Below are 12,273 nucleotides of genomic sequence, written 5' to 3' on the forward strand. Positions count from 1 at the left end.
CATGAACGAGCTCGGTGAGCGCATCCGGCGTGCGCGCGAGGCCCGGGGGGAGAGCCTGCGGTCCACCGCGGGTGCCGCGGGCATCTCGCCGAGTCTGCTCTCGCAGGTGGAGACCGGCAAGGTGCGCCCGTCCGTGTCGACGCTCTACGCGATCGCCACATGCCTGGGGCTGTCTGTCGATGACATCCTGGACACCGCGCGGGCGGCTCCCGTCACCGCGGTGCCCACAACGCCCGTGCAGCGGCATGAGGACGAGCCTGCCCTCGTGATGGAGAACGGCGTCGTGTGGCGGCGCCTGGCGGGAATGGGACCCGGTTCCGGCATCGACGCAATCCGGGTCACATACGAGCCCGGTGCAGCCAGCTCACTGGACGGCACTCATATGCGCCACGCTGGCGTGGAGTACGGCACGATCACGGCGGGCGAGCTCACGCTGAAGGTCGACTTCGAGACCCACCGGGTGCGTGTGGGCGACTCGTTCTGCTTTGACTCGACGCGTCCGCACTTCTACGTCAACGACGGCGACGTGACCGCGGAGGGCATCTGGTTCGTGATCGGTCGAGCCGACGGCGAGACGGCCGCGGGGGACGAGCCGCTGCGCTCGGCCGTGGAGGCCATGGCAGCATTGAGCCGGCTGCCGCCGCAGGAGGGGCGGCTGCCGCAGGAAGCGCCGCTGTGACCGACCTGCGCGAGGGGATGGGCGAACGCATCCGCACCGCCCGGCTGGCGGCGGGACTGAGCGTGCGCGAGCTGGCACGACGGATCGGCGTCTCACCCAGCCACGTGTCGCAGGTCGAGCGGGGGATGGGTGCGTTCAGCGTGCCCGCACTCTATGCCGCGGCGGGCATCCTCGGCGTCTCGGTGCACGCGCTGCTGGAGGGATCGGACACCGGAGCCGTGCCTGCCGCCGGACCGCACGGATCCGTCATCCCCGTGCCGGCCGCCGGCGACGGGCTCGAGGGTATCGTGCAGCGCGCGGCGGATCACCCGTCGATCCAGCTTTCGGGCGGCCCACGATGGAGCCGCCTCACCGCGGCGGGCGAGCCCGAGGCCGAGTTCCTGGAGGTCGTGTACGCCCCCGGCATCCCGCCGCACGACGAGCTGACGCGGCACGAGGGCCGCGAGTACGGTGTGGTGATCGCGGGGCGTCTGAACATCGAGGTCGACGGGTGTGCGACGGTGCTGCACGCGGGCGACTCGATCGCCTTCGACAGCGGCCTTCCCCACCGCTTCTGGAACGACTCCGACGGCGAGACGCGCGCCATCTGGTTCGTGCGTGACCGGGAAGCCGGCGGCACCCCGCCGCACCTGTGATGGGTGCCGCCCTGCCCGGACTGGTGCTGCTGCTCGGCAGCGCCTTCCTGACGTTCTTCGACCGCGCCCTCCTACCGCCGCTCATCCCCGTGATCGCAGACGAGCTGGGCGTCGACATCGACACCGTCGGCCACGCAATGACCGTGTATGTGCTGGCGTACGCGCTCATGCAGCTGGGCTGGGCGGTCGTGTCGGTACGGATCGGGCGCGTGCGCACGCTGCGCATCTCGACGCCCATCGGCGCGGCTGGGGCCCTGATCGCCGCGCTCGCGCCGGACCCTTGGACGCTGCTGGTGGGGCGGCTCGTCGCGGGGGCTGGCTTCGGCGCCACCGTGCCGGCGGTGCTGACCTACCTGGGCGACGCGCTGCCGATGCGCGAGCGGCAGACCGCGGCGGCGAACCTCGCCGCTGCACTGTCGCTCGGCATGACCGCGGGCACGCTCGCGGCGTCGGCCGCGGGGGAGTGGGCGTCGTGGCGCGTCGCCTTCGCCGCCGCGGCCGTCGCCGGCATCGCCGTCACCGTGATGCTCGGCCGGTTGAGCGAACCGGCGGCTCACGGCGGCGGCGGGATGATCTCCGGGCTCCTCCGCGTGATGCGCAACCCCTGGGCGGTCGGCGTGCTCGCGATCGGCGCCCTCGAGGGCGCGCTGCTGATCGGTGTGTTCAGCTACTTGCCCGTGGCCCTGCAGGCGGAGGGTGCGTCGATCGGCGTCGCGGGTCTCGTCACCGCACTTTTCGGCGTCACGGTGATCGTCGCGAGCCAGACTGTCAAGCTCGTGTACGGCCGCTGGAAGCCACACGCGATTGTGCTCGCCTCGGGCGTTCCCACCGTGCTGGCGTTCGCGGCCCTGACATGGCGCGTCGACGCCGCGACGGTCGGCGTCGCCGCGGTGCTGATGGGCGTCACGTGGGCGGCCATGCACACGCAGGTCCAGACGTGGATGACCGACACGACCTGGGATGCGCGGGCCGTGGGGATGGCCGTGTTCGCCGGCGCGCTGTTCGGCGGCGGCGCGGTGGGCGCGTGGGCCGGATCGCTCGCCGCAGGCACGCACGCATACGACGCGCTGTTCCTGTGGTCAACGGTCGCGAGCCTCGTGCTCGTCGCGGGCGCGTCGATCGGCCGTGCCCGCTATACGGTGCAGGATCGGTGAACGGTGCACGATCCCACGGTCGACCGGGCCGCCACCGGCCGCCCCGGTAGGTTGATGGCGCAGGAGGGGGGGCGCGATGCCCAGACGAGTCACGATCGATGACGTCGCGCGGCTCGCGGGCGTGCACAAGGCGACCGTGTCGCGCGCCCTGAACGAGGCGACGCGCTCGCAGGTGCGGGCGGCGACCGTCGAACGGGTGCGGGCGGCGGCCGACGAGCTGGGATACGTGCCCGATGTCGTCGCGCGCGGTCTGCGCACGAAGACCTCCATGACGATCGGTGTGATCATCCCCGATCTGATGAACCCGATCTTCCCGCCCATCGTGCGCGGTATCGAGCACGTGCTACAGCCGCGTGGCTACACCGCACTCCTGGCGAACACGGACGGGCGAGACGCGGTCGAGCTGGCGGCGTTCGAGTCGCTCGTGCAGCGCCGCGTCGACGGTTTCATCGTCGCGACTGGGCGCCTCGGGGCACAGCCGGCCGTCGAACGCGCGCATCGCGACGGCGTGTTCGCGGTGATGGTCAACCGCGAGGCCGGCTCTGCACCCTATCCCGTGGTTACGAACGACAGCGAGAGCGGCATGGCCGCAGCGGTGCAGCACCTGGTCGACCTCGGCCACCGGCGCATCGCGCATCTCGCCGGGCCCCGTGACTTCTCGACCACACGCGCGCGCGCCGATGCGTTCGCGGCGGCGGCGCGCGAGCTGCCCGGCGTGCGCACGCGTGTGGTGGACGCCGGAGCGCTGACGACGGAAGCGGGCCAGCGGGCCATGGACGAGCTGCTTGCGAGGGGCGCCCGCCGGCCGACCGCGATCATCGGGGGTAATGACCTCGTGGCGCTCGGGGCGATCCGGTCACTCCATGCCCACGGCCTTCGCGTCCCCGAGGACGTATCGGTCGTGGGTTTCAACGACATGCCCTTCGCCGCCGACTTCTCGCCGTCGCTGACCACCGTGCGCGTGCCGCTCCGTGAGATGGGCATGGAATCCGCGCGCCTCCTGCTCGCGGCGATCGAGATGCGGCAGCTCGACGCCCGGACGATCAGGATCCCGGTGTCGCTGGTCGTGCGTGATTCGACGGGGCCCTGCTGCGAATAGCGCCGTCCGGGACCGACCCGCCGCTCGAAGGCGTTGACAGCCGAGGGCCAGCGCCGTAGCCTGACCGCAATCGATTGCAGAGCGCCGTGCGAAGATGCCGGCCCGTCCTATCGAACCTGACAGAGAGGTGAGGTTCCATGCGCACCACCATGCACGCACGCACCCTGATCGCCGGCCTCGGACTGGCCGCCCTCATCGTGACCGCCACCGCCTGCGCCCCCGATGCGGATGATGCCGGTTCCGAAGCGGGCCCCATCCGCATCGGCGCATCGCTGCCGCTCACCGGCGAGTTCAGCCAGGGCGGTCAGGACACACAGCAGGGCTACCAGGTCTGGGAGGCCCTGCAGAACGAGCAGGGCGGGCTGCTCGGCCGCGACGTCGAGATCATCGTCCGCGACGACGCCACGAACCAGAACACCGTCGTCACCAACTACAACGCCCTGATCGACCAGGAGGGCGTCGATCTGCTGCTCGGCACCCAGTCGTCACTGCTCAACATCCCGGCTTCGGCCATCGCCGAGCGCGCCGGGATGCTCTACATCTGCCCGTCCTGCGCCTCGCCCGAGATGTTCAACCGCGGCTTCGAGTACATCTTCTTCTCGCAGCAGGCGATCGCCTCGACCCAGGCGAAGACCTTCGCCGACTGGGTCGCGGCGCTGCCGGACGACCAGCGGCCCGCGACGGCTGCGTACCCCTCCCTCGATGATCCCTTCTCCTCCCCGGTCGTGAACGGCGTGCGTGAGGTCTTGGAGGCCGCCGGCATCGAGACCGTGTACGCGGACATCTACCCGGCGACGACCAAGAACTTCGACGCCATTGTCAGCGGAGTCCGGGACTCGGGTGCCGAGATCGTCGTGCAGGGAGCCCAGTTCGAGGACGGCGTCAACTTCGTGCGGGCGCTGAACCGCGCGGGTTACTCGCCCGAGATCCTCTACCAGAGCTCGTCGCCGACATACGGCGCGCAGTACATTGACGGCGTCGGCGCCGACAACGCCCAGGGTGTGTTCTTCTCGTCGAGCTACCACGAGGACGCCGAGACGTTCCGCAACGACGAGTTCGTCGCGAAGTACCGGGAGATGTTCGGCGGAACGCCGCCCGAGGACGCGGCCGACGGGTTCGCGGCCGGCCAGGTGCTCGCCGCGGCGGTGGAGGCCGTGGGCGGTTACGACGACCAGGCGGCGCTGGCCGACTGGTTGCGGGCGAACGAGGTCGAGACGATCCTCGGCACGCTGGCCTGGAACGAGGACGGGAGCCCTAAGGGCGAGTTCCTCGTCGGGCAGTGGCAGGACGGCGTGAGCCACGTGATCCTCCCCGAGGGCGTCGCGACCACCGACCAGATCCTGCGCTGGCGTGGCGACGCGTTCTGAGCGGGAGACCCACGCGATATGAACATCATCCAAGCGCTGCTCTCCGGCCTGCTCATCGGCGCCGTGTACGCGCTGATGGCTTCTGGGCTCACCCTGGTCTTCGGCGTGATGCGCGTCATCAACCTCGCGCACGGCGCGTTCGCGATCCTCGCCGCCTTCTTCACTTACACGCTCTGGCGGTGGCTCGGGCTCGACCCGCTCGTGAGCATCCCGGTGGTCGTCATCGCGATGTTCGCGCTCGGGTGGCTCGCCTACGTCCTGATCATCCGGCACGTGCGCGGTAGCCACGTGAGCATGACGGTGCTTGCGACGTTCGGCATCGCGTTGCTGCTCGAGGGCGTGATGGGCTACATCTGGCAGAACCAATCGCGGTCCGTGCGGACGCCGTACACCGACACGTCGATCGCCCTGGGTCCGTTCTACGTGCCCACGGCCAACCTCATCGCAGCGGCCATCGCCATCGTCGTGCTGGTCGGGCTGCATCTGCTGCTCAACGGCACCTGGCAGGGGCGGGCGATCCGCGCCTCGTCGGTCAACGAGTCAGGCGCGCTGCTCGTCGGCGTGAGCGTCAGGTCCATCGCCGCGACGACATTCGCGATCGGCATTGCGACGCTCGGGGCGGGCGGCGCGATCATCGCCGCCACGTACCCGTTCATCCCAGGGTCGCACTACCAGTGGATCGCGCGACTGCTCGCGATCGTCGTGCTGGGCGGTCTCGGGAGTCTGGCCGGCGCGGTCATCGGCGCCCTCATCATCGGCGTGGGCGAGCAGCTTGCGACCCTGTGGCTCGGCGCGAGCTGGGTGGTCGCGGTGCCGTTCTTCGTCATCTTCATCGTGCTGCTCCTGCGCCCGCAGGGCATCCTGGGGCAGCGACTCCGAGAGGACGCGGTCCATTGAGCGATCTAGAGAAGGGCTCCGCCTACACGACCAACCTTCCCGCGGCTCCGCCGGACGAGTACCGGGGGCCGGTGTGGGCGAACCCGAGGACCATCCGCATCGTCACGATGGTCGTCCTGGCTGTCGCCGCGGTCGTGCTCGTGCTGTTCCCGCTCTCGCCGAGCAGGTCGGCGCAGAACACGGTGATCATCGCGCTCGTCTTCGCCATCGGCGCGGTCGGCCTCAACATCATCACCGGCTATGCGGGTTACCTCTCGCTCAGCCAGTTCGCATTCGTCGGCATCGGCGCGTACACGGTGGCGATCCTCGCGAAGGCCGTGCCCGATGTGTCGCCGTTTGTCTGGATCCCTATCGGCGGCGTCCTGTCCGCGCTACTTGCGGCGCTGCTGGGGCTCGTGACTTATCGGTCGCGCGGACCGTCTTTCGTCATCATCACGATCGCGTTCCTGTTCCTGGTGCAGTTCATCGCCATCGAGTGGACCGAGCTCACGAACGGCACCAGCGGCATCACGCTGCCCATCCCGGACTGGCCGCGGGAGTGGGGCAACTGGCCCTTCCACCTCCTGCTGGTGATGCTCCTGGGCCTGTCGTTGCTGATGTCGTGGGGGATCCGCCGCACCAAGTTCGGCCTGGGGCTCATCGCCATCCGCGAGGACGAGGGCAAGGCCGGCGCGGTCGGCGTGAACGCACCGATGTACAAGATCATCGCGTTCGGCGCGAGCGCGTTGTTCGTCGGCATGGCCGGAGGCGTGTACGCCTACTACCTCGGCTTCGTCGACCCGATCAACATGTTCTCGATCCTGTTCAGCGTCCAGATCGTGCTGTCGGTCATCCTCGGCGGCCGGGGCACGCTGTTCGGGCCGGTGATCGGTGCCTTCATCCTCGAGCCGGTCAACACCCTCGCCAACAGCCTCGCCGGCGGAGGCAATACGCGCCTGGTGTTGTTCGGCGGGTTGCTCGTCGTGCTGGTTGTGCTGCTGCCCAAGGGAATCCTCCCCAGCCTGCAAACCCTGCTCGAGAAGGCACGCACCCGCGGCACCGTGGGCCTGTCGGGCACGCGCCTCACGCCTCTCGACAAGCCGCTCTCGGCTATCACGGTCACCGAGCGCGCGCCCGCGACGGTGCCGCCGGTGCCGCTGCTGGAGGTACGCGGCCTGTCGAAGGCGTTCGGCGGGAACAAAGCGGTCGACGACTGTAGCTTCACGGTGCCCGAGGGGTCCATCACTGCGCTGATCGGTCCGAACGGCTCCGGCAAGACCACGGTGTTCAACCTCATCTCGGGCACGCTCGGGGCCGACCGCGGCGAGATCCTGCTGGACGGGGAGCGCATCGACCGCGAGCCGTCGTGGGGCCGGGCGCACCGGGGCATCGGGCGCACGTTCCAGATCACCCGCCTGTTCAAGGAGATGACGGTGCTCGAGAACATCGTCACGCCGCTGCGGTCGTTCTCGATCCCGCAGCTCGGGCTCGGCGCCGTGAGCGGACCCGAGGCCGCGCGGGCGATGGAGCTTCTCGACTTCGTCGGGCTCGCCGCCTATCGCGATGCGAAGGCCGGGTCGTTGTCATATGGGCAGCAGAAGCTCATCGAACTGGCGCAAGTTCTGGTGCTCGATCCGAAGCTGATCCTGCTCGACGAGCCGGCGGGCGGCATCAACCCGACGCTCATCGAGCGGATGGGCGAGTTGATCCGCGACCTCAACCGGCAGGGGAAGACATTCCTGCTGGTCGAGCACAACATGCCGTTCGTGCTCGGGCTGTGCGACCCGATCCGCGTGCTCGCCAAGGGGCATGTGATCGCGCAGGGCAGTCCCGACCACATCCAGAAGGACCCGGCGGTGATCGACGCCTACCTGGGCGACGACTACCTGCTCGATGCGAAGCCGGCCGTCCCGGCCGAGATCGAAGGAGGCGCGAAGTGATCAGGATCACCGGCGTCGTCGCCGGCTACGGCGGCGGGAACGTGTTGCAGGGCGTCGACCTCGAGGTCGGCCCCGGCGAGTTGGGCTGCATCGTCGGGCCGAACGGCGCGGGCAAGTCCACCGTGCTGCGCGCCGTCAGCGGCCTGCTCACCCCGAGCGAGGGCTCGATCGAGCTCGACGGCGAGGTGATCACGGGTCTCGCTCCCGACGAGGTGCTGCGCCGCGGGGTCGCCCAGGTGCCTCAGACCAACGGGCTGTTCCCGAACCTCACGGTGAAGGAGAACATCCTGATGGGGGCTTACGTGATCCGCCGCGAGCGGGCGCTCATCCGCGACCGGTTCGCGAACGTGCTCGACCAGTTCCCCCTGGTGAAGGCACGGCTGACCACCCGGGCCGGACTGCTGTCCGGTGGGCAGCGGCGGATGGTGGAGTTCGCCCGGTCGCTGATGCTCGATCCCAAGCTCATCCTGCTCGACGAGCCGTCGCTCGGCCTCGACCCGAAGTCGCTCGGCATCATCGACGAGTCCGTCTCGGTGATGCGCTCGCGCGGCACGGCGATCCTCATGGTCGAGCAGAACGTGCGATTCGGCATGCGGATGGCGACCACGGGGATCGTCATGGAGTCGGGACGCGTGCTTCTGACCGGCCCCGCAAAGGAGATCCTCGAGAACCCCGAGATCGCCGATCTCTACTTCGGCGGCGCCGTCAAGAGCGCCGGCGCATCAGCCTGACCCCCCCATAACGACAACACCTCTGAGAGCGAAGGAGCACTCATGACCACTCCCACCATCGGATGGATCGGCACCGGGCGCATGGGCTCGCAGCTCGTGCAGCGACTGCTGAACGCTGGCTACGACGTCACGGTCTACAACCGCACGGCCGCCAAGGCGCAGCCGCTCGTCGACGCCGGGGCGAAGATCGTCTCGACCCCCGCGGGGCTTGCCGACCGCGACATCGTCTTCACGATGGTCTCGGCCCCGAAGGACCTGGCGGAGGTCACGACCGGCCCGAACGGACTGCTCACCGATCCCGACCATGCACCGCGCATCATCGCCGACTCATCGACCGTGTCCGTCGAGGCGAGCGAGACGCTGCGGGCGGCGGCCGCACAGCGCGGCGCGCAGCTGCTCGCGACTCCCGTGAGCGGCAACCCGTCGGTGATCGCCGCGGGTAAGCTGACCGTCGCGGTCTCGGGGCCGCGTGAGGCGTACGAGGAGCTCGAGCCCGTCGTGAACCACTTCGGCCGAGGCGTGACCTATGTCGGCGAGGGCGAGGTGGCGCGCCTGGTGAAGATCGCGCACAACATCATGCTCGGCGTTGTCACGCAGACGCTCGCGGAGATCACGGTTCTCGTCGAGAAGGGCGGGGTCACGCGCGCGGCGTTCTTGAACTTCCTCAACGACTCGGTCATGGGCTCGGTGTTCACGAGGTACAAGACGCCCGCCTTCGTGAACCTGGACTTCACTCCGACCTTCACGCAGGTGCTGCTGCAGAAGGACTTCGACCTCGGGTTGCAAGCCGGCTACGAGCTGGGTGTGCCGCTGCCCGTCACCTCGGTGACGCGCAACATCGTCGCCCAGGAGGTCGGCAACGGAAACGTCGACCTCGACTTCGCGACGCTGCTGATCACGGTCGCGCACGGCGCCGGGCTCGAGCTCGTGTCGGAGAACGCCGACGTCAGCGACGGCCTCGAGGCGCCGGATGAGGCGACGGCATGAGCCACGGCCTCGGGCACGGCCACGGCCCTCACGGGGGCGGCCGGCGTTTTGAGCGGCCGTCCCAGCGCCCGCCGGGCGTTCGATCGCTCATGGCTCCCGGGCAGAACGGCGTCGACTACGAGCACCGCGTGGACTTCCAACGGTTGCGCGATTACCGGCTGGGCCGGGCGAAGGCGGCGCTGGAGGCGAGCGAGTGCGGCGCGTTTCTGCTGTTCGACTTCTACAACATCCGTTACACGACGCAGACGTGGATCGGCGGCGCCCTCGGTGACAAGATGATCCGGTACGCGCTGCTGATGCGCGACCATGACCCGATTCTCTGGGACTTCGGGTCGGCTGTGAAGCATCACAGGCTTTACTCGGACTGGGTGCCCGACGAGAACTACCGGCCGGGGTTCCTGGGATTCAAGGGGGCGGTCGCTCCGGAGGGCGGCGCCGACCTGATGAAGGACGCCGTCGCGGAGATTAAGTCGCTGCTCGCGGCCGCAGGTCTCGCCGACGCGCCCGTCGGCATCGACATCGTCGAGCCGCCGTTCCTGTTCGAGCTGCAGCGCCAGGGGATCCGGATCGCCGATGCACAGCAGCACATGTTGGACGCGCGCGTGATCAAGAATCACGACGAGATCGTGTTGCTCAACCAGGCCGCGGCCATGGTCGACGGGGTGTACCAGGACATCGTCGACGCGCTGCGGCCGGGCGTGCGGGAGAATGAGATCGTCGCGCTCGCCAACAAGCGGCTCTACGAGTACGGTTCCGATCAGGTCGAGGCGATCAACGCCATCTCGGGCGAGCGCTGCAATCCGCACCCGCACAACTTCACCGACCGGATCATCCGGCCCGGCGATCAAGCCTTCTTCGACATCATCCACTCGTACAACGGATACCGCACCTGCTACTACCGCACCTTTGGAGTCGGGTGGGCGACGGAGAGCCAGAAGGACGCCTACAAGACCGCGCGCGAGTGGATGGACGCCGCGCTCGACGCGATCAAGCCGGGGGTGGGCAGCGACGATGTGGCAAAGGTGCTGCCCAAGGCGCAGGACTTCGGTTTCGAGAACGAGCTGGCCGCCTTCGGCCTGCAGTTCGCGCACGGTCTCGGCCTGGGGCTGCATGAGCGGCCCATCATCTCGCGCCTGAACTCGCTGAAGGACCCGGTCGAGCTGCGCCCCGGCATGGTGTTCGCGATGGAGACCTACTGCCCGGCCTCCGACGGCATTTCGGCCGCCCGGATCGAGGAGGAGGTCGTCGTCACGGAGTACGGCACCGAGGTGCTCACGAAGTTCCCCGCCCAAGACCTCTTCGTCGCCAACCCTTACTGATTCCGGCCACGGGCGACCGTTCGACGACGGCCCGGCTCCCTGCTATCGGGGGACCGGGCCGTTGCGCGTCGAGATCGTCTCTTCGTGTGGTCTCAGGCCTTCCAGACCGTCTTGAGGTTGGTGAACTCGCGGATGCCGACGGCGGCGAGCTCGCGCCCGAAGCCGGAGTCTTTGATGCCCCCGAACGGCAGCTCGGGGTAGGACACCGTCATCCCGTTGACGAACACCGCGCCGGCATCCAGGGCCTGGATGAACCAGGCCTCCTCCTCGGGGTCGTTCGTCCACACTGCGCTGGAGAGGCCGAACGTCGTCTGGTTGGCGATGCGTGCGGCCTCCTCGCGGTCGGCGAAGCGGTACAGCGACGCCACGGGCCCGAACGCCTCCTCGAGCACGAGACGGGCATCGTCGGGCAGCTGGTCGATCACCGTGGGCTCGTAGAACCAGCCGGGACGTTCGGGCGCCTTGCCTCCCGTCAGCACGCGCGCGCCGCGCGCGACGGCGTCGTCGACGAGCTCGGCGAGGTCGTCGCGGCCGCTGCGTGTCGCCAAGGGCCCGATGTCCACGCCCTCGTCGAACGGATCGCCTACCCTCAGTGCCGCCATCTTCTCGGCGAACAGACGCGAGAACTCGTCATAGACATCCGTGTGCACGAGGAAGCGCTTGCCGGCGATGCAAGACTGCCCATTGTTCGACGTGCGCGCCTTCACGGCCGTCGTCGCGGCCGCCTCGAGGTCGGCGCTCGACATCACGATGAAGGGATCCGATCCGCCGAGCTCGAGCACGGCCTTCTTAATCTCCCGGCCCGCGGTCGCGGCGACCGCGCGGCCGGCGGGCTCGGATCCCGTCAGTGTGACGGCCTTCACACGGCGGTCGGCGATCACGGCTTCGACCTCGCGCGATCCGATCAGCAGTGTCCGGAACGATCCGGTGGGGAAGCCGCCTTCCTCGAACAGCGTGTCGAGGTAGATCGCCGACTGCGGCACATTCGAGGCATGCTTCAGCAGGCCCGTGTTGCCTGCCATCAGTGCCGGCGCGGCGAAGCGGATGACCTGCCAGAAAGGGTAGTTCCACGGCATGACCGCGAGCACGACGCCCAGCGGTTGGTAGCGCGTGAACGCCTGCGACGCTCCGACCGCTGATGCATCGGGCAGCGGCTCGTCGGCGAGGAACCGCTCCGCATTGTCGGCGTAGTACCGCATGCCTTTGGCGCTCTTGAGCACTTCGGCGCGGGACTGCGCGAGCGGCTTGCCCATCTCGAGCGTCAGGATCCGCGCGCCTTCGTCGATGTCGGCCTCGAGCGCGTCAGCCGCAGCGTGCATCCACTGCGCGCGCTGTGCGTAGGTCGTCCGCCGCAGCGCGCGGGCGGCCTCGTCGGCCTCGGCGATGCGGCGCTCGACCTCGGCCGCGTCGTGCGGCTCGAACTCTTGCACGAGCTCGCCGGTCGTGGGGTTGATGGTTGCGATCGCCAACGATGCCTCCTTGTGTG

At 69.0% G+C, this 12,273-nt stretch carries 11 protein-coding genes; 10 read left to right on the forward strand and 1 reads right to left on the reverse strand.

Going from position 1 to position 12,273, the window contains the following annotated elements; genetic code table 11:
* Position 1 precedes the first annotated feature (1 nt).
* The 10 genes from IEX37_RS08940 to IEX37_RS08985 all read left to right on the forward strand — a co-directional run bounded on the left by IEX37_RS08940 (position 2) and on the right by IEX37_RS08985 (position 10,787).
* Entirely contained in the window at positions 2-679 is a 678-nt protein-coding gene (locus tag IEX37_RS08940) for a helix-turn-helix domain-containing protein (protein WP_188755922.1), read from the forward strand.
* Complete coding sequence (locus IEX37_RS08945; protein WP_188755923.1) at positions 676-1,314, forward strand: helix-turn-helix domain-containing protein; 639 nt, start codon at positions 676-678, stop codon at positions 1,312-1,314. The genes IEX37_RS08940 and IEX37_RS08945 overlap by 4 nt, the downstream gene beginning before the upstream one ends.
* Positions 1,314-2,468 carry an MFS transporter gene (locus IEX37_RS08950; protein ID WP_188755924.1) on the forward strand — a complete coding sequence of 385 codons (1,155 nt, stop codon included), beginning with the start codon at positions 1,314-1,316 and terminating at the stop codon, positions 2,466-2,468. The genes IEX37_RS08945 and IEX37_RS08950 overlap by 1 nt, the downstream gene beginning before the upstream one ends.
* A 76-nt stretch (positions 2,469-2,544) precedes the next feature.
* Positions 2,545-3,567 carry a LacI family DNA-binding transcriptional regulator gene (locus IEX37_RS08955; protein WP_188755925.1) on the forward strand — a complete coding sequence of 341 codons (1,023 nt, stop codon included), beginning with the start codon at positions 2,545-2,547 and terminating at the stop codon, positions 3,565-3,567.
* A 137-nt stretch (positions 3,568-3,704) separates the two neighbouring features.
* Positions 3,705-4,934 (forward strand): amino acid ABC transporter substrate-binding protein, encoded by a 1,230-nt coding sequence (locus IEX37_RS08960; protein ID WP_188755926.1) that lies wholly within the window; start codon positions 3,705-3,707, stop codon positions 4,932-4,934.
* An 18-nt stretch (positions 4,935-4,952) separates the two neighbouring features.
* Positions 4,953-5,831 carry a branched-chain amino acid ABC transporter permease gene (locus IEX37_RS08965; protein WP_188755927.1) on the forward strand — a complete coding sequence of 293 codons (879 nt, stop codon included), beginning with the start codon at positions 4,953-4,955 and terminating at the stop codon, positions 5,829-5,831.
* Positions 5,828-7,750, forward strand: coding sequence for a branched-chain amino acid ABC transporter ATP-binding protein/permease (locus tag IEX37_RS08970; RefSeq protein WP_229663172.1), 1,923 nt, complete (start codon positions 5,828-5,830; stop codon positions 7,748-7,750). Before IEX37_RS08965 ends, IEX37_RS08970 begins: the two co-directional genes overlap by 4 nt.
* Positions 7,747-8,481 (forward strand): ABC transporter ATP-binding protein, encoded by a 735-nt coding sequence (locus IEX37_RS08975; RefSeq protein ID WP_188755928.1) that lies wholly within the window; start codon positions 7,747-7,749, stop codon positions 8,479-8,481. The genes IEX37_RS08970 and IEX37_RS08975 overlap by 4 nt, the downstream gene beginning before the upstream one ends.
* Before the next feature lie 42 nt (positions 8,482-8,523).
* Positions 8,524-9,468 carry an NAD(P)-dependent oxidoreductase gene (locus IEX37_RS08980; protein WP_188755929.1) on the forward strand — a complete coding sequence of 315 codons (945 nt, stop codon included), beginning with the start codon at positions 8,524-8,526 and terminating at the stop codon, positions 9,466-9,468.
* 89 nt (positions 9,469-9,557) lie between these two features.
* A complete protein-coding gene (locus IEX37_RS08985; RefSeq protein WP_229663173.1) occupies positions 9,558-10,787 on the forward strand; it encodes a M24 family metallopeptidase in 1,230 nt (409 codons plus the stop codon).
* A 92-nt stretch (positions 10,788-10,879) separates the two neighbouring features.
* Here IEX37_RS08985 and IEX37_RS08990 read toward each other — a convergent pair whose 3' ends face one another.
* On the reverse strand, positions 10,880-12,256 hold the full coding sequence (locus tag IEX37_RS08990; protein WP_188755931.1) for an NADP-dependent succinic semialdehyde dehydrogenase: 1,377 nt from the start codon (positions 12,254-12,256) through the stop codon (positions 10,880-10,882).
* Between the last annotated feature and the right edge of the window lie 17 nt (positions 12,257-12,273).

The organism is Microbacterium album (assembly GCF_014643695.1).
Taxonomy (GTDB): Bacteria; Actinomycetota; Actinomycetes; order Actinomycetales; family Microbacteriaceae; genus Microbacterium; species Microbacterium album.